Here is a 17,940-nt window from a genome sequence, read left to right on the forward strand (position 1 = left end):
TAAACAACAAAATACTATACATTTAACAGCACATGCAAAGTAAAGGAGTAATTAAATTCTTCGCCATTGTTCTGGCTATTGTTTGCCTCTATCAGCTATCCTTTACGTGGGTGGCGCAACATGTAGAAAATAATGCCAGAAATTATGCCAAAGGCAATCCCGCTAAGGAAAGGTCTTATCTTGATTCTATCGCCACGCAACCGGTTTATCCCCTTTTTAACCACACTTATCAATACTGCAAAGACAAAGAGTTGGCTTTAGGTTTGGATTTGAAGGGCGGAATGAACGTTACGATGCAGATTTCGCTGGCCGAACTGGTAAAATCATTATCAGACAACAGCACTGATCCGGCTTTTAACCAGGCTTTATCCGCAGCAGAAACAGAATCTAAAAACAGCCAGACAGATTACATCACGCTTTTTGTAAATGCTTTTGAAAAAATCAACCCGAACGGAAAGCTGGCACCCATCTTTTCTACCAAAGAAAGCCAGAGCCGCATTAAATTTGATGCTTCCAACAATGATGTAAAACGTTATTTGCAGGATGAATCCAAAAGCGCGGTTGACCGTTCTTTTAACATTTTGCGTAACCGTATTGATAAATTTGGCGTAACGGCCCCAAATATTCAGTTACAAAGCGGTTCAAACCGTATCCTGATTGAGTTGCCGGGTATTTCAGAAGCCAATACAGACCGTGTCCGTAAACTATTGCAGGGTTCTGCCAAACTGGAGTTTTACGAAACTTTTGACAATTCTGAGATTGTAAATTTGCTGGCCAATATCAACAACATACTTGCGGCAAAAGCAAAACTGGCAACCAATGCCAAAAAAGATACGGTAAAAACAGCATCTGCAAAAACGGATACCTCAGCCAACAGCAGTCTGTTAAACAAAGTTGCCAAAAGCAAACTTGCAGACACCAGTTCAAAATCTTTGCAAAACAATAATCCTGCGGTCAACAGTCCGCTGCTGAACCAGAACATGCTCCGGCCAAACGTTTATGCTTCACAAAATGGTGGCATACAGGCCGTTCCGGGGCCAGTTGTAGGTTATGCTGCTGTGGGCGACACGGCAAAAGTGAACAAATTGCTGGCCAGTGCCGATGTTAAAGCTGTGATACCGCAAAATTTGCGTTTTTTATGGGGTGAAAAAGCCATGCCGCTAAACGAAAACAACAACCAGCGTTTTGGCGATAAAATCCAGCGGATAGAATTGTATGCCATTAAATTGAGCGGTGCCGAAGGCGGACCGGTTTTGGCCGGAGATGTAATTGCAGATGCCCGAAATGATTACGATCAAAAAGGCAGCCCGGAAGTACAAATGACCATGAACACCGACGGTGCGGCCAAATGGCGGGCGGTTACGGCTGCTGCTGCTGCAGATGCAAACAATAAAAAAGCAATTGCCATCGTGCTGGATGATAATGTATATTCTGCCCCAACTGTCCAAAACGAAATTTCCGGCGGTGTTTCTTCTATTTCCGGAAGCTTTACAATTGATGATACCAAAGATTTGGCCAATGTGTTAAAAGCCGGCCGTTTGCCTGCCCCTGCCCGCATTGTGGAAGAAGCTATTGTTGGTCCGTCTTTAGGTCAGGAAGCAATTAGTGCTGGTTTAATTTCCTGCGTGGTAGGTTTACTGGTGGTACTGGTATTTATGATTGTTTATTATAACCGTGCCGGCACAGTTGCCGTTGTTGCTGTTTTTATCAACGTTTTTTTCTTGTTTGGTGTGCTGGCAAGCTTAGGCGCGGTCTTAACGTTGCCGGGTATTGCAGGTATCGTGTTGACTTTAGGTGTCGCGGTAGATGCCAACGTGTTGATTTACGAACGTGTTCGTGAAGAATTGTCACACGGAAAATCCGTTCGCATTGCAGTTGCCGACGGTTTTAAACACGCTATGCCATCTATTCTGGATTCAAACATCACTACTTTTTTAACCGGTATTATATTATATGTGTTTGGCTCAGGCCCGATTTTGGGTTTTGCAACCACCTTGTTAATTGGTATCATCACCTCACTGTTTTGTTCATTGTTGATTTCCCGTTTAATTTTCGACTGGATGTTGGAAAAAGGCTGGGACATTAAGTTTTCTTATCCTTGGAGTTCACACACATTCAAAAATGCGCATTATGCATTTGTAAAAAACAGGTTTAAATTTTACATTTTCTCCGGTTTATTTATCCTTGCCGGGTTGATCTCCATCATTACCAGAGGTTTTAGTTTAGGTGTTGATTTTAAAGGCGGAAGAACGTATGTTGTCCGTTTTGAAAAACCTGTTGATGCGCAGCAAGTGCGTGAAGCTTTAGACAAAACGTATAAATTAACCACCGAAGTTAAAACTTTTGGCACCACGAACCCACAATTACGCATCACCACAGCTTACTTGGTTGATGATAACTCTCCTACCGCTGATATCAAAGCCGAAAGTAAACTTAAGCAGGGTTTAAAATTGGTCAACAACCCAAGCCAGATTATGAGCCAGCAGAAGGTTGGCCCAACGGTAGCAAACGACATTAAAACCAGTGCTGTTTATTCTGTTATATTTGCCATTTTGGTAATCGCATTATACATCCTTATCCGTTTCCGCAAATGGCAATTTAGTTTGGGGGCTTTGATTGCAACGGCGCACGATGCATTGCTGGTATTGAGTTTCTTCTCTTTATTTAACGGGATTTTACCTTTTTCGTTAGATATTGACCAGGCATTTATTGCGGCCATTTTAACGGTAATCGGTTATTCTATCAACGATACGGTTGTGGTTTTTGACAGGATACGTGAATTCCTCGGCCTGCATCATTCTGCAACTGATAAACCTGAAGAAGTAATTAACGATGCCATCAACAGTACTTTGAGTCGAACGATTATTACAGCCTTAACCGTAATTTTTGTACTGATTGTATTATTTATTTTTGGTGGGGAAGTAATCCGCGGGTTCTCTTTTGCCTTACTGATCGGTGTATGCTTCGGTACTTATTCCTCCATCTGCGTGGCCACACCGGTTATTGTGGATTTCGGTAAGAAAAATTTAAACTAAATTTAATTAACTGATACAAAAAGCCGTTCTGATTTATGCAGAACGGCTTTTTGTGTTTTTAACCAAAACAGAATTCTTTTTACACTGTAATAATCTTTATGGAATCAAATTACAACTCCAGTTTTCCAAAAGTCGTGATTGTTGGCGCAGGCTTTGGCGGGATTGAACTGGCAAATAATTTAAAAAACAAAGAAGTTGATGTTTTATTGATCGATAAACACAACTATCACACTTTTCAACCTTTGATGTATCAGGTTGCTACCGGCAGCCTGGAAGCAGATTCGATTGCTTTTTCTGTTAGAAAGAACTATGAAGGACGAAAAAATTTCCGTTTTCGGATTGCAGAAGTAAAGAAAATAAATACCGATAAAAACAGCATCGAAACTACTGTCGGGGATATCGATTACGATTATTTGGTTTTGGCAACCGGATCTACAACAAATTTTTTTGGGGATAAAGAAATTGAACAACATGCACTTCCGATGAAAAGTATTCCGGAAGCTTTAAACCTCCGCAGTGCCATTCTGCAAAATTTGGAAACGGCTTTATTAATGCCTACCCAAGAAGAACGCGAACCGTACCTAACTTTCGTTTTGGTTGGGGCCGGGCCTACTGGTGTAGAATTATCCGGTTCGATAGCAGAACTTCGCAATTTTGTTTTGCACAAAGATTATCCCGAGTTGCAAAAATCAGAAATGAAAGTTTATCTGGTGGATTTTTTGCCGAAAGTGCTGTCCAGCATGTCTGAACAGGCTTCCAAAAAAGCGCAGGAGTTTTTAGAAAACATGGGGGTAGAAGTGCTTACCGGCGTAAAAGTAGAAAAATACGATGGTGAAGTTATTTCTTTTGAAGGCGGACGGAAAATCAAAACCAAAAACGTAATCTGGTCTGCCGGTGTAAAAGGCATTGTACCTGAAGGGTTTTCTAAAGAGCAATTTGCCAAAGGAGACCGGCTTACCACAGATGAAATCAACAGGGTAAAAGGGTTAAACAATGTGTTTGCCATTGGGGATGTATCTTCTTCTGTTTCTGAAGCCATGCCGAAGGGTTTGCCGGGTGTGGCACCGGTAGCAATCCAGCAGGGAAAACATCTGGCCAAGAATATTCTGCACCTGATAAAAAACGAACCAACGGTTAATTTCAAATATAACGACCAAGGTTCTATGGCCACAATTGGCCGCAATAAAGCAGTTGTAGATTTAGGGAAAATTAAATTTCAGGGCTTTTTTGCCTGGCTTACTTGGATGTTTGTACACTTGGTATTGCTAATGGGTTTCCGTAATAAAGTAGTGGTATTTATCAACTGGCTGGGCAGTTACATCAGTTATAATGGCGGAACGCGATTGATTATCAATCCGTTTTATAAAAAACCGGTTAAAGTTGCTGATCCTGTTCCGGAAGGATAATTAATAAAACATCTTAATAGAAAAGCCAATTTATGATGAATTGGCTTTTCTGTTAAAATCAAAATTTAAGGTGATAAAAGAAGCATACTGTTTTTATACCCCTAAATTTGTTCAGGCACGGTCAGGCGAAGTGTTCAACACCATTTTGTAATGTTTAATGCCTGCTTCTTCAAACTCTTCGCCAATCTTTTCAAACAAAAATTTTTCATACAAAGCAACTGCCTGTACCTGCGCATGAAGGTAAACATAATCAGCCGCTACCGGCAAATCTGCCAGAACCGCTTTCACTAAAGCCTGGCCAATGCCAAAACCCCTGAATTTCTTCAACACGGCAAAACGCTCCAGTTTGTAACCATTCACAGTTTTCCGCCAGCGGGCTGCCCCTGCCGGTTCGTCATCAAATTTTGCCAGAAAATGTGTTGATTCATCTTCAAATTCCCATTCTAATTCGGGCGGACAGTTCTGCTCATCTACAAAAACTTTTCTGCGGATGGCAAATACCTGCTCCAGTTCGGCCTGATTACTTGTTTTATGTACTTTTATGTTCGCCTTCATGTTTTTTTAAAATATCTTCTTCTAAATCAACTGATTTACGTTTATGATTTTTCCTGGCCGCATCAATAGAATGAGATTTATGAATATCTTCATTTTTTTCTGCTAAATCCGATAGCGTGCCATAAAATTCGTGCAACTTGTCCAGTTCTTTTTCGGATAAATCTTCAATGTCCACCATTCGGTTACTGGCGTATTTATTTGCGGCAATCAACTCGTTTAGTTTTAAATGGATGGCTTTAGAGTCTTTGTTCTGCGATTTCTGGATCAAAAAAACCATTAAAAACGTGATAATTGTTGTGCTGGTATTGATAACCAGTTGCCAAACATCCGAATATTTAAAAACCGGGCCGGTTATCCCCCAGATCAAAATAATTGCGACTGCCAGAATAAAAGCCGTTGCGCTACCGGTAGCTTTAGTAGCCCAGTTGGCAAAACGTTCAAACAAGTTTAATTTATCAGCCATATATTCAAATCTTTAGTCAACAAAAAACGCCATTGTACAATAACAATGGCGTTTATGTTTTATTTTGTTTATGCTACAATTTTTCGTTTACGTTGATGCAATTCAAATCATCAAAAGCAATAGTTAAACGCTTTACAAAGTTTTCTTCGCCTTTGCGCAACCAAACCCGCGGATCATAATATTTTTTATTTGGCGCATCTTCTTTGCCCGGACTGCCAATCTGCGTTTGTAAAAAGCCTTCGTTGGCATGATAATACTTTAAAACACCTTCCCAAAAAGCCCATTGCATATCTGTATCAATGTTCATTTTGATGGCTCCGTAAGAAATTGCTTCCCGGATTTCTTCCTGAGTTGAACCCGATCCGCCGTGAAAAACAAAATTTACAGGTTTCTCCGCAGCAAGGTTAAAACGTTGTTTAACATATTCCTGAGAATTGTGCAAAATAATAGGTTGCAATTTCACATTCCCTGGCTTGTAAACACCGTGTACATTACCAAACGCAGCGGCAACTGTAAAACGCGGACTAACTTTGCTTAAATGCTCATAAGAATAAGCCACATCTTCCGGTTGTGTATATAAGCGGGAACTATCAACATCAGAATTATCCACACCGTCTTCTTCTCCGCCTGTTACGCCTAATTCTATTTCGAGAGTCATGCCGATTTTTGCCATCCGCTCTAAATATTTAGCGGAAGTTTCGATATTTTCCTCAATCGGTTCTTCGGATAAATCCAGCATGTGCGAAGAAAACAAAGGTTTGTTATGCTCGGCATAAAACTGCTCGCCGTGGGTAAGCAAGCCATCAATCCAGGGCAATAACTTCTTGGCTGCATGATCGGTATGTAAAATTACGGCAACGCCATAATGCTCGGCCAGCAAATGCACATGTTTGGCGGCAGAAACCGCACCCAAAATGCAAGCCTGTAACTGATCGTTGTTTAAAGATTTACCTGCATAAAACTGTGCACCGCCGTTGGAAAGCTGAATTATAACCGGCGAATTAACGGCCTTTGCAGTTTCCATTACCGAGTTGATTGTATTGGTATTGATTACGTTCACGGCAGGCAAGGCAAACTGATGCTGTTTAGCCAATTCAAACAATTGCTGTACCTGATCGCCATGCAGTACGCCTTTATAATTTTTAAGGTCCATAGTTAAAATGTTCTTTTTAAGTACCGAAGTTAAGGAAAATTGATCTTATGGCAATGTACCTGCCTATTTTTAAGCTATAAAAACAGCATTGGACCGGGGTGTTATGAGCAGATGTTTTTACGCGCAAAAACAATGATGGATAATTTTTTCGTTAATTTGCACGATAAAAACAGCATCGATGGCTTGGTTTAAAAGAGAAGAAAAAGGGATAATCACTACTACCGAAGAAAAAAAAGAAGCCCCGGATGGTATTTGGCTTAAATGCCCGAACTGCAAAAAGCCGCTTCACTATAAAGAACAGGTTGAAAACCAATACGTTTGTCATTACTGCAACTATCATCTGCGCATCGGTTCTAAAGAATATTTCAGCATTTTGTTTGATGATAACGAATTTACAGAGCTTTTTCCGGATTTGATTTCCGGCGATCCGCTCAACTTTGCCGATACCAAAAAATATGTTGACCGCCTGGCCGAAAGTAAAGCCAAAACCGGTTTAAAAGATGCTATCCGTGCCGCATACGGAAAAATAAATGATCAGGATATTGTGATTGCCTGTATGGATTTTGCTTTCATCGGCGGATCGATGGGTTCTGTTGTCGGCGAGAAAATCGCACAAAGCATCAACTATTGCCTGGAACATAAAGTGCCGTTTTTAATGATATCCAAATCTGGCGGTGCACGGATGATGGAGGCAGCTTTCTCGTTGATGCAGATGGCCAAAACCTCTGCAAAACTGGCCTTGCTGGCCCAGGCAAAGCTGCCATATATCTCTTTGCTGACGGATCCTACAACCGGCGGTGTTACCGCTTCATACGCCATGCTGGGCGATATCAACGTATCAGAACCGGGTGCTTTGATTGGTTTTGCCGGGCCGCGCGTAATCAAGGAAACGATTAAAAAAGACCTGCCAAAAGGATTTCAAACCGCAGAATTTGTTTTAGAGCACGGTTTTTTGGATTTTATTGTGGACCGCCGAAGAATGAAAGAGCAGTTGGGCAACTTTGTAAAAATGATGAATAACTAATTTTATTAGTTTTTTTGGCATGATTCAAAACATTTTTTGTTGATTTGAGTTGAACAATCATTAATTAAAACAACAAGAAATGAGCAAGCCAGAACAAAATCCTTCGGAACAGAAAAATACCGGCAACCAAAATCAAACAACAGACAACACCAATACAATTAAAGACCCGGATACCTGGACAACAGGTGAAGAACCGATGACAGGTGCACAACATTCTTACCTGAAAACCCTGTCTGACCAGGCCGGTGAAGAAGTTGACGAAAGTTTAAACAAAGCAGAAGCATCGAAAAAAATTGATGAACTGCAGCATAAAACCGGCAGAGGTTTAGAAGATTGATTTATTACTTTATATTTGTAAAAAAAGTGCTTCTTTTAGGGGCACTTTTTTATTTTGAACCCTATTGCTTGTTTGATTTGTTTCAATTTTGATATGCTTCTTTTATCACCTAAAATTTGGTGGTTTTATATAGATTTCCCTTCAGTACAAATTACTGATCCTGAATTTACCGGCATAAAAGAAGCATCATATCCTTCAAATAAAATTCAAACAGGCTCAGAAAATATCGTCAATTTTTTAAAATGTCAAACCTCACTTCTGCAGATCAATTTGAAAACACATCTGCAAAAACCATTTTGTTTTTTGGCGATAGTTTGACGGCTGGTTTTGGTATGGCACAAAATCAGGATTTTCCGGCTTTGATCCAGGAAAAGATAAATTCTCAAAATTTGGCTTACAAAGTTGTCAACGCTGGTTTAAGCGGAGAAACTTCTGCCGGTGGTAAAGCCCGGATTGTAAATTTACAAGAGCAATCTGTAGATGTATTTGTGCTTGAATTAGGCATCAATGATATTTTACGCGGCATTACACCAACAGAAACGATCAGTAACTTACAATTTATTATCGATTTTGTGAAGATTAAGCATCCGGATGTAAAACTGATGCTGCTGGGCATGGAGCTTCCGTCTTTTTTTACCGGACATACCTTAACAGAGTTCCGGATGATTTTCAGGCATCTGGCAGAAAAAAACACAATGCTTTTTATGCCTTTCCTGCTGCATGGTGTTGCCGGAAACCGTTTGCTAAATTTGGCAGATGGCGTGCACCCGAACGCAAAAGGTTACGAAATTATCGCCGGCAATTTATGGCCGATTTTAAAAACCATACTTTAAGATAATGCTGTTTTTATCACTAAAAAATTAATCAAAATTATTAAGGAGTTTGTTGGCCCGTGCAGACTGCAAAACGGTAAGTACTTTAACAATAAAACGGTTTTTTTCAATGAGTTTTGGCGTTTTGATCAACCAGTATTCGGCCAACACTTTGGTACTGATTTTTTCAATTTCTTTTAAATAATCGCAGTACTCCTCTTCGGTCAAAAAAAATATATTATTATTGTCTTCTGCAATAAATACCGGTAGCGGCAGTTCATGTTCTTTTAGATTGGCCAGTATGAGCTTGCTGGCATCAATTTCTAAAAAAACCTCACCCATTACTGATTAATTAATGATATTTACTGTGCGTAAAATTTTGTGATTGCATAAAAGGTCAATTAACTTACAAACACTTTATACAATACGTACGTAAAAAACCAAATCCACGATTCTCATTTGTACGTAACTATTTGCATGGAAAATTATAAGATCTACTGTAATCTGAAAGCCGGATTAAAAATCAAGAACTTACAATTGTTGGAAATGAAAGCTAATGCGGCCAATATTGAAGATATTATTTCGTTAGAAGTTGATATTGAGGAGGAAATGAATGCGTTGAACATGATTTTCAATCATTTGATTTCTCATAGCAACCTTCAAAAATCTATATAGACAGTTTAGCTTTGAACATGAATTACTTCAATTTAAACTTCAAAAAAGTAATTTTGAGTTGCACACTGGTATTTGCAACGCTTTGCTGTTTGGCGCAAAAACCTTTGTTAACATATCAGGATTTGCAGTACATTATTCAAAACCCAACCACCGCGGCCTCTTTTTTACAACAAAAAGATTACCGGTTGCAAAGTTCTTTTAATGGGCAAATTGTTTTTTCCGGCCTGATCGCTGATGAAGAATACAACGATGTTTTTATCAGCACAAAAGGGAAACGCACTACAGTTACGTTATCCACTACCAGCGTTGACCAGGTAGAAATGATCCAAAAAAGTTTGCAAACTTATGCATCGCACAATAGCAAAAACAGCAAAATTTACCGTATAAAAGAAGCAGGCATTTCAAACCTGAGTATTAAAATGCCTGCCGACAATACCGAGAAACTTTATACCATACAATTAGAAAACTGAGCTGAACTAAGCAATGCTTCTTTTACAGGTTATTTTTTTGTTTTTGGCAGATTTTCTGTGATGTAACCGGTAAAAGAAATAGTCTGGCGGTTGTTGCTGGTCACGCTTAAATTGGCATAACCTTCGTTAGAAATATCCAGGATAAATTTTCGGGTTTCTTTCACATCATGCGGGATAATGGTAATTTCCCAAATGCCTTTTCTGGCCGCAGACTGCTGATAATCAAATTTTTTTGATTTAAACTGAATCCCGGTTTCTGATGGGTCAGTCGGGTTGTACGGAGCTACATAAGCCCGGCCGAAATAAGGAAGATAAGAATCTATAGAATCCTTTGAAATTACCACATTGTAATCATAATTGAGGTTGATGGTTTTCCAGCCAAGCGGATTGGCAAACTGAGCTATAAATACATAATTACGGTTGTTGACCATTTTTTTTACGGCTTCAATTTTGGCCTGCTTCTTTTTTGCACGTGTATTTTGTGCCCAGACAGGATGCAGGCAAAGCAGGAAACTAAATGTCAACAATAAAATTTTTGAGCTTTTGCTTGTTGTTTTCAACATAAAATAAATTTAAAATAAGTGTAAATTAGGTCGATAAAAAAAGCATCATACTGTTTTTATCAACCTAAAATTGAATAAAATTCAGGAAGGAAAAGGCGCATTGAACAACGCGCTCTTCCGGAGTTTTAAGCGCACCGATTTTGATGTTGGCTGATTACTTTTATCAGCAACACAATTTATCGGCACCAAAACATTGGTTTCGGGATAATAAGTGGCCGCACAACGCTTCGGGATATCATACGAAACGATGATAAAACCTCTTGCTTCACGCTCTTTATCATCATAATTATTGTACAAATCCACCACTTCGCCAATTTCAAAGCCCAAACGCAAAATATCGGCCGGGTTCATAAAAATTACCCTGCGCTCGTTGTAAATACCACGGTAACGATCATCCAAACCATAAAGCGTGGTGTTGAACTGATCGTGACTGCGGATGGTCATCATCAGTAGTTCGTCATCATCAAGCGATTCTGTAACCAGTTCTGTTGGCGTAAAATTGGCTTTACTGTTCAAGGTGTCCCACTCGCGCGTACGGCTTCCGTTTGGCAGGTAAAAGCCTCCTTTTAAGCGTACTTTTTCGTTATAATCTTCAAAACCATTGATCACACGTTCTACATCATCGCGGATGGCGTCGTAATTTTTCTCATATTGGCCCCAATTTACTTTAGAGCGATCGTCCAGCGTAGCTTTTGCCAAACGACAAATAATCACCGGCTCGCTCAGCAAATCTTTAGAAATCGGTTTTAAAACGCCTTTTGACATTTGCACCACGCCCATTGAATTTTCGCATGACACGAATTGCGTAATCCCGTCGTGCACGTCCAAATCTGTACGGCCCAGACATGGCAAAATCAACGCTTCTTTTCCATGTACCAAATGGCTGCGGTTTAATTTAGTGGAAACGTGTACAGTTAGATCGCACTGGCGTAAACCTTGGGCAGTGTAAGTAGTGTCGGGTGTGGCCGATAAAAAGTTTCCGCCCAAACCAAAAAACACCTTTGCTTTGCCTTCGTTCATGGCATGGATGGATTTTACAACATCAAAACCATGCTCACGCGGCGGCTCAAAACCGTGAACCTTTTTAATCTGATCCAGCAGGTTTTCATGCGGTTTATCAAAAATCCCCATCGTACGGTCGCCCTGCACATTGCTATGGCCACGCGTTGGGCAAGTGCCGGCACCGGGTTTGCCAATGCTGCCTTTCAGCAACAACAGGTTTACCAGTTCAAAAATGGTATCAACTGCATTTTTATGCTGCGTGATGCCCATTGCCCAGCAAACAATAATCTTGTTTTTATGCTTTAAAAGTTCAACAACTTCTTTCACCTGCTCCAGCGAAATACCGCAGACCTCTAGCAAATAATCCAGTTCATATTTTTTTATCCCGGAGATAAAATCAAGGTAACCGGCCGTGTTTTCACGGATAAAATCATGGTCAAAAACAGCACCCGGATGAGCTTCTTCTGCTTCCAGCAGCAGTATTTCGATGGCTTTGATCAAGGCCAGGTCGCCGTTGATTTTTACCTGTAAAAAGATGTCTGTCAGTTTGGTATTGATCTGCATCACCCCTTTTAATTTCTGCGGATTACTGAAACCGAGCAAACCAGCCTCGTGCAACGGATTAACTGAAACAATTTTTGCACCGTTATCTTTTCCACGTTGCAAAGCGGTAAGCATCCGCGGATGGTTGGTGCCGGGATTTTGGCCGAGGATAATGATCACTTCCGCCTCATAAAAATCTTCAAGCCGAACAGAGCCTTTGCCGATACCAAGGTTTTGAGCTAACGCAAAACTGGTAGATTCGTGGCACATATTTGAGCAATCCGGCAGGTTGTTTGTTCCATATTCGCGCGAAAACAACTGATAAACATAAGCCGCTTCGTTACTGGTTCTGCCGGAAGTATAAAAAACAGCTTCGTTCGGGCTTTGTAAACGGTTTAAATGTGAGGCAATTTTTTTGAAAGCATCCTCCCAGGATATCGGTTCATAATGTGTGCCGCCTTCGGGCAAATACATGGGCTGTGCCACGCGGCCTGCTTTTCCGATCTCATAATCATTCAATCCCGAAAGTGATTCGACAGAATTCCGGGCAAAAAAATCCGGTTTTAAACTTTTGGTAGTCGCTTCTTCGGCAATGGCTTTTGCGCCGTTTTCGCAATATTCTGCAATAGAAGAACGGTCATCATCCGGGTCCGGCCAGGCGCAACCCGGACAATCATAACCTAATTTTTGGTTCAGGGCGAAAAGTGCCTTCATTCCGCGAGGTACGTTCATTTGCCCGAAAACATGTTCGGCAGAAACGACTACGGCGTGCACACCAGCGGCCACATCAGCAGGTTTGCCTAATTTCAAGCCTAAAAATCTTTCCGGGTTTTCTGCTGCCGGTTGTCGTTCTTTTTCCATTTTAACAAGTTTTTACCGGGTTATCGTAATAGTCGGATTGATCTTCGGATTCATCGCCATCGATACATTTATAATCTTTTTCAATCAGCAGGAACAGCGTTTTTTCATCAGGCAAAGGCAGGTAATGATCAAAACCAACCACATCTGTGTTCACCCATTCTTGTACAACTGCTTTGGGTACAAAAACCGTTAATTTTTGCCCTGTAAAAGAAGCATCCAGCGAATGGCCGTCAAACAGTTTTTGTATCGCGTAGCAAAATGTGCTGTTTAAAAATTCGGTTTGTTCCTCTACATACCCTGTTTTTTCAAACACCTCCAGTTCGGATTTGCTGAGCCGTAATCTTATCGAGTTGCCTTTTATGCGTATTTTCATTTTTAATACTGCTCTATTTTTACTATTATTTCAATCAAACCGAAAAAGCTTCTGCGGTATATTTCACCAATTTTAGGTCGATAAAAGAAGCATTACTTCCATAATTCAGTTTTTCCTTCAACAGAAACAACAAATTTATATTACTTCTGATTGGTAACTTTTTATGCTGATCCTTTGTTCGCCGCAGTAAATATTAAACCTTTGGCCGCGCAAAAAACCAATTAGTGTTATGTCGGAATCTGCAGCCATTTGCACCGCCAAACCGGATGGCGCACCAACTGCGGCAACTATTTTAATACCGGCCATATATGCTTTCTGGATCAGTTCAAAACTTGCCCGTCCGCTTAACAACAGTAGATATTTATCCAACGGAAATAAACCCTGCTGTAAGGCGGCCCCAATCAGTTTATCCAGCGCATTGTGGCGGCCAACATCTTCGCGGGCCAGCAGCAAACTTCCGTTGGCATCAAACAACCCGCAGCCGTGCAAGCCGCCGGTATGGTCAAAAATTTTTTGTTTTTGGCGAAGCAACTCAGGCAATTTGTAAATCATTTCCGCAGAAAACCGGAGATGGTCCGCACTTGCTTTCGGCAAACGGCATACTGTTTTTACCGCATCAATTGAGGATTTGCCACAAACGCCGCAACTGGAAGTGGTGTAAAAGTTACGTTCCAGTTTGCTCATGTCCAGTTCCAGGCTGTCAATCAACGCTACCCGGACTACATTTTCGTTCAATCCATTGCAATGTTTGACGGAAGCCACCTGACCGCTGTTTTCAATAATACCTTCCGTAAACAAAAACCCGATGGCCAGTTCGAAATCATTTCCCGGCGTACGCATGGTTACCGAAATGCTTTTTTGAACGCGGTTTTGTGCCGGGCCGTAACCTAAACGGATTTCCAGCGGTTCTTCTGCGGCCAGAAAGTCTTCCGCATAAATGCTGGTATTTTCATCAACTTTAACAATGGTAAGCGGCGTAACAGAAACTCCGGACATAGTTCAATTTCTACTTCAAAATTAAACAGTTTTTGCCCGAATAAGATTTAGCAACCGCAATTTAAAGTTTTTGAATTTTAAGGTGATAAAAGAAGCATGCGCTTACATTAAATGTATCCCAACTTTTTGTACTTTAGAAACTTTATCAGCTTAAAATGAATACGAAACTAAAAATTTATAAATTATTGGCTGGCGTATTATTGTACAGCCTGATTACACATTGGAATGATGCTAAAAAGGGTTTTCAGGATGCTATAAATGGTGCGGACAATCATTCTACCCAAAATCAATATAAATAATTTTTGTTCAATACTTCTTTTATCACCTAAAAATAGCTGCTTGTGGTAAAGTTTTGTGCGGGTTTTTTGCTGAGGTAAATGCCCAAAGAAATTTCGTGGGAGCCATTGCCAAAACCGCTGTAAGCTGTCATCGAGTAATCAAATGCGTACCCAATGCGGAGTTTGCTACTGGCAAAAATTTCTACCTGGGCAACCAATGCATTGGCATTTTGAAACGGTCCGCCGGAATTTTTATTGAAGATATTTAAGCTGCTGCGGTAAGTGCCGCCAATCCAGGTCCGGTCGCCCAGGATCAGGAAAGCGTTTATGTCTAAAACCGTTCCTAAACCGGAAGCATTTTTTAACAGAAATGAAGGTTTGATTTTGGTGTCTCCGTTTAAAAAAAACAACGACCCGGCAGTGAGGTAATAATGTGGCTGCGGCACTGGCACCAGCAAACTTTTATCCCGGTTGAGATATTTGGCAACGATATTATCTGCAGAAAGCCCGGCAAAAAAAGTATTGCTGGTGTACAGCACGCCTGCACGGGCATCGGGCAAAATCGTGCTTTGTGTACCGATCGGAATAGTGTTATCGCCCTCCTGGATGCCGGTTAATTTTGAGCCGTCCAACGAAGATTGTATCATTCCTGCCCCCAAACCGAACGATAAATGCTGGCCTTGCGTGCCCAGTTGCAGCCGGTAAGCATAATTGGCATAAGCAGCAAGCGTACTTTGTGCACCCAGTTTATCTTTGGCCAGCAAAAGCCCTATGCCTACTTTTTCATCGCGCAGCGCACCATCTGCAGAAACCGAAAAACTTTGTGGCGCACCGCTAACGCCTGTCCACTGCGAACGGTAAAAACTATGCACGTAAAAATCTTCTTTAGCACCTGCCGATGCCGGATTAATATATAAACCATTAAAAATATACTGACTATATTGCGCGTTTTGCTGTGCATCTGCCCAAAAAAAATTCAGGATAAAAAAAAGCACCAGCCAGGTTTTTTTAAGGTTGAAGAAGTTCAGCATCATTTTTTACGCATTCGGATATTGTACGTTTGCCGGTTACCGGAGTTGTGTTTTTATAATCAGATCGACTTCCGCAGCAGCATGACGTAACCTTTATACTCTTCCTGCATACCTTTTTTGTTGATCACTTTCAGGCTGTAAAAATAAGTTCCATCGTCCAGCCGGTCGCCTGTCCAGGTATTTTGGTAGTTTTTGGCTTGATAAACGCTTGCTCCCCAACGGTTTATCACCAACAGCTCGTTTTGCGGATACTGGCTCAGGTCCGGGATGCTGAAAGTATCGTTCCGGCCATCGCCATTTGGGGTGAAAACGTTCGGGATGGTCATCCCGGCAAAATCCTTATAATCGATAGAAATATTATTTACCGGATTACTATCTTTTTCGATGGAAGTGATCCGGGCCATGTTGGCAATGGTGCCGTGCTGTATGGCCTTAACAGAAAACCGGAGTTCGGAACCAGTGCGTGCCTGTAATTCCGTCATTGTCCAGGTTATGGCGCGACTGGCCGCATCATAAGTTGCTTTTCCGTCTGATGCGTTTTTTATCGATATAAAATCAACCGCGGCTGGCAATGTATCAGTGATACTTACTTGCGTGGCATCATAAGCACTTTGGTTTTTAATATTGAGCGTGTATTCAAAAGGTTCTTCGATATTTACAATGCGAGTTTCAGAACTGGTAACAATAGCCAGATCAACCGGGTTAATTGCAGACGCTAATATTGATACAGGCTTTACTTTAAGCGTTTGTTTAACTATAATCGTGTTTGGGCAGTTTTTTGACCCTTCTACAGAAGCTGTAATTTCAACCGTTCCTACACCAATAATAGTTACATAATTATCTATAATTTGAATAACATTATTCGGAGAAACCGTGTAAGTAATTTTTCCGGTAGCGGTGGCACTGAGCTGAAACGGTGCATCCCCAAAAATCTTATCAGCAATCGCAGGAAAATTCAGGACAGCATGTGCTTCAAACTGAACTATCACTTCATCAGAAGCGTCTGAAGAACAGGATTGATCATTTAAAGCAACTACTTTATAAACCCCTTCTTTGTCAGCAGCATATTTGTTTTGGGTAGCCGCAACAATCGGTTGTCCGTTAAAATACCATTGATAAGCTATCGCATTTAAAGTTGATGCGTTCAAAACAACTACTGATCCCTGACAAATAGTAACGGTTTGCGATTTAGGTGGTGACCCCGCCCCGAAAACAGCATAAGACCCAAACATGAAGAGGACAACGCTAAAGATGTATTTAAAACCCCTGGTTCCTATCATAACAAACAATTATTTGTCTTACCTGTATTTTATTGCCCTATCGAAACGGTTGGTTTATTCGGAACAGGCACAGCTTTAATTACCCGATTTGCCGTAGCGGTGGTAGAACTGCTTAATGCGTAAGCAACTTTAACGGTATAAGTATTATCGCCTCCTGGAACATTTGCTGCTGTGGTGTAGGTAGATGCTGTTGCTCCGGGAATGCTGTTGCCGTTCAAAATCCATTGATACTGGTAGGAAAACTTGTCGTTTCCCGGGTTTGCTGTCAGTAAAGCCGTAGTTGTACCATTTGAGCATACAGTGCCGCTACTGGCCGCAATGGTGGGCGATAGCGGCGGCAAAACATACACCTTGAACGGATCTGAAATTTCGGAAGAACATTGGTTGGAGTTGCTTACAACCAACTGGTAGATGTAATATCCTGTACCGCTCGGGCTTTCTGAAAGGGTTGCGGAACTGCTGCTTTGCACCAAACGTTTTGTACCGGTATTGTCCAGCTTATACCATTGGTAAATTACATCTGATGATGTACTTGCTGCAGCTATTTTTAAAGAGATTGTATTACCTGAAGGCAGGATATGATCTGCTGCAGAAGCATTTACCGGAGGATTCGATACTGCATCGCTGGGGCCGTTTAAAGTTGTTGCGGTCTGGGCAAATGCAGTGCTGGCCATGCAAAACAGTATTATGCCAGATACTGTTTTTATCGGTATAAATTTAGCTTTACTGTTTGGCAGAGTTACCTGCCTGAAGGGGTTTGGTAGTTTGTTTAAGTAATTGTTTAAGCAAATTTTAATTGGATTTAGGGTTGATAAAGATGATTTATAAACTTGACTGCACTGTTTAAATAGCTTTTCCCACTTGTTCATATTTTGCGTTTTTTTCCATTGTTCCAACTTTGATTGGTAACCGATGAACTTTTACGCCACAGCAATACATACAGTTATTTTATTAAAAGATATTTGTTTACTTTTAATTATATTTTATATCATTATAGTAAAAAATAATATGATTGAAACAAAAAAAATATTCCGAATCCAAGAGTTTCTTAATTGTTTTATACTTTTAGATAGAAAAAATACT

The 17,940-nt window shown here is 40.8% G+C and carries 19 protein-coding genes; 8 read left to right on the forward strand and 11 right to left on the reverse strand.

The genetic code is table 11. The annotated features are described in order from the left end of the window. Nucleotides 1-32: 32 nt before the first annotated feature. Complete coding sequence (gene secDF, locus ACOFKR_RS11710) at nt 33-3,035, forward strand: protein translocase subunit SecDF (RefSeq protein ID WP_419800986.1); 3,003 nt, start codon at nt 33-35, stop codon at nt 3,033-3,035. A 98-nt stretch (nt 3,036-3,133) separates the two neighbouring features. Further along, nucleotides 3,134-4,441: an NAD(P)/FAD-dependent oxidoreductase gene (locus ACOFKR_RS11715; protein WP_419800987.1), complete on the forward strand. Its 1,308-nt coding sequence runs from the start codon at nt 3,134-3,136 to the stop codon at nt 4,439-4,441. Between the two features lie 111 nt (nt 4,442-4,552). Here the strand turns inward: ACOFKR_RS11715 and ACOFKR_RS11720 are convergent, their stop codons facing one another. The 3 genes from ACOFKR_RS11720 to fbaA form a co-directional block, all read right to left on the reverse strand. Further along, nucleotides 4,553-4,996 carry a GNAT family N-acetyltransferase gene (locus ACOFKR_RS11720; RefSeq protein ID WP_419800988.1) on the reverse strand — a complete coding sequence of 148 codons (444 nt, stop codon included), beginning with the start codon at nt 4,994-4,996 and terminating at the stop codon, nt 4,553-4,555. Next, nucleotides 4,971-5,459, reverse strand: coding sequence for a low affinity iron permease family protein (locus tag ACOFKR_RS11725; RefSeq protein WP_419800989.1), 489 nt, complete (start codon nt 5,457-5,459; stop codon nt 4,971-4,973). The genes ACOFKR_RS11720 and ACOFKR_RS11725 overlap by 26 nt, the downstream gene beginning before the upstream one ends. Nucleotides 5,460-5,532: 73 nt before the next feature. Beyond that, on the reverse strand, nt 5,533-6,612 hold the full coding sequence (gene fbaA, locus ACOFKR_RS11730) for a class II fructose-bisphosphate aldolase (RefSeq protein WP_419800990.1): 1,080 nt from the start codon (nt 6,610-6,612) through the stop codon (nt 5,533-5,535). 178 nt (nt 6,613-6,790) lie between these two features. Here fbaA and accD point away from each other — a divergent pair, with 178 nt between their 5' ends. The 3 genes from accD to ACOFKR_RS11745 all read left to right on the forward strand — a co-directional run bounded on the left by accD (nt 6,791) and on the right by ACOFKR_RS11745 (nt 8,806). Continuing rightward, entirely contained in the window at nt 6,791-7,636 is an 846-nt protein-coding gene (gene accD / locus ACOFKR_RS11735; RefSeq protein ID WP_419800991.1) for an acetyl-CoA carboxylase, carboxyltransferase subunit beta, read from the forward strand. A gap of 79 nt (nt 7,637-7,715) precedes the next feature. Further along, nucleotides 7,716-7,973 carry a DUF3072 domain-containing protein gene (locus ACOFKR_RS11740; protein ID WP_419800992.1) on the forward strand — a complete coding sequence of 86 codons (258 nt, stop codon included), beginning with the start codon at nt 7,716-7,718 and terminating at the stop codon, nt 7,971-7,973. Nucleotides 7,974-8,215: 242 nt separating this feature from the next. Beyond that, complete coding sequence (locus tag ACOFKR_RS11745) at nt 8,216-8,806, forward strand: arylesterase (RefSeq protein ID WP_419800993.1); 591 nt, start codon at nt 8,216-8,218, stop codon at nt 8,804-8,806. 27 nt (nt 8,807-8,833) lie between these two features. Here ACOFKR_RS11745 and ACOFKR_RS11750 read toward each other — a convergent pair whose 3' ends face one another. Next, entirely contained in the window at nt 8,834-9,127 is a 294-nt protein-coding gene (locus ACOFKR_RS11750) for a hypothetical protein (protein WP_419800994.1), read from the reverse strand. Between the two features lie 204 nt (nt 9,128-9,331). Here ACOFKR_RS11750 and ACOFKR_RS11755 point away from each other — a divergent pair, with 204 nt between their 5' ends. Together ACOFKR_RS11755 and ACOFKR_RS11760 are read left to right on the forward strand one after the other, a co-directional pair. After that, nucleotides 9,332-9,460: a hypothetical protein gene (locus ACOFKR_RS11755; RefSeq protein WP_419800995.1), complete on the forward strand. Its 129-nt coding sequence runs from the start codon at nt 9,332-9,334 to the stop codon at nt 9,458-9,460. Nucleotides 9,461-9,477: 17 nt separating this feature from the next. Further along, nucleotides 9,478-9,930 (forward strand): hypothetical protein, encoded by a 453-nt coding sequence (locus ACOFKR_RS11760; RefSeq protein ID WP_419800996.1) that lies wholly within the window; start codon nt 9,478-9,480, stop codon nt 9,928-9,930. A gap of 29 nt (nt 9,931-9,959) precedes the next feature. On the opposite strand, the gene ACOFKR_RS11765 is transcribed toward ACOFKR_RS11760, so the two are convergent. From ACOFKR_RS11765 to fdhD, 4 genes are all read right to left on the reverse strand, one after another. Continuing rightward, entirely contained in the window at nt 9,960-10,493 is a 534-nt protein-coding gene (locus tag ACOFKR_RS11765; RefSeq protein WP_419800997.1) for a DUF4251 domain-containing protein, read from the reverse strand. Between the two features lie 81 nt (nt 10,494-10,574). Continuing rightward, nucleotides 10,575-12,899: an FdhF/YdeP family oxidoreductase gene (locus ACOFKR_RS11770; RefSeq protein WP_419800998.1), complete on the reverse strand. Its 2,325-nt coding sequence runs from the start codon at nt 12,897-12,899 to the stop codon at nt 10,575-10,577. A 1-nt stretch (nt 12,900) separates the two neighbouring features. Then, complete coding sequence (locus ACOFKR_RS11775) at nt 12,901-13,272, reverse strand: DUF7009 family protein (RefSeq protein WP_419800999.1); 372 nt, start codon at nt 13,270-13,272, stop codon at nt 12,901-12,903. Between the two features lie 135 nt (nt 13,273-13,407). Then, entirely contained in the window at nt 13,408-14,268 is an 861-nt protein-coding gene (gene fdhD / locus ACOFKR_RS11780; protein WP_419801000.1) for a formate dehydrogenase accessory sulfurtransferase FdhD, read from the reverse strand. A 155-nt stretch (nt 14,269-14,423) separates the two neighbouring features. Here fdhD and ACOFKR_RS11785 point away from each other — a divergent pair, with 155 nt between their 5' ends. Then, on the forward strand, nt 14,424-14,567 hold the full coding sequence (locus ACOFKR_RS11785; RefSeq protein WP_419801001.1) for a hypothetical protein: 144 nt from the start codon (nt 14,424-14,426) through the stop codon (nt 14,565-14,567). Nucleotides 14,568-14,593: 26 nt separating this feature from the next. On the opposite strand, the gene ACOFKR_RS11790 is transcribed toward ACOFKR_RS11785, so the two are convergent. Genes ACOFKR_RS11790 through ACOFKR_RS11800 form a run of 3 tightly spaced genes read right to left on the reverse strand, consistent with a single transcriptional unit; the run spans nt 14,594 to nt 17,531 of the window. After that, the gene (locus ACOFKR_RS11790) at nt 14,594-15,580 is read right to left on the reverse strand and encodes a type IX secretion system membrane protein PorP/SprF (protein WP_419801002.1); all 987 of its coding nucleotides are present in this window, start codon (nt 15,578-15,580) and stop codon (nt 14,594-14,596) included. 56 nt (nt 15,581-15,636) lie between these two features. Further along, the gene (locus ACOFKR_RS11795) at nt 15,637-16,857 is read right to left on the reverse strand and encodes a gliding motility-associated C-terminal domain-containing protein (RefSeq protein ID WP_419801003.1); all 1,221 of its coding nucleotides are present in this window, start codon (nt 16,855-16,857) and stop codon (nt 15,637-15,639) included. Nucleotides 16,858-16,886: 29 nt separating this feature from the next. Beyond that, on the reverse strand, nt 16,887-17,531 hold the full coding sequence (locus tag ACOFKR_RS11800; RefSeq protein ID WP_419801004.1) for a hypothetical protein: 645 nt from the start codon (nt 17,529-17,531) through the stop codon (nt 16,887-16,889). Between the last annotated feature and the right edge of the window lie 409 nt (nt 17,532-17,940).

The organism is Mucilaginibacter sp. (assembly GCF_965201005.1).
GTDB lineage: Bacteria > Bacteroidota > Bacteroidia > Sphingobacteriales > Sphingobacteriaceae > Mucilaginibacter_A.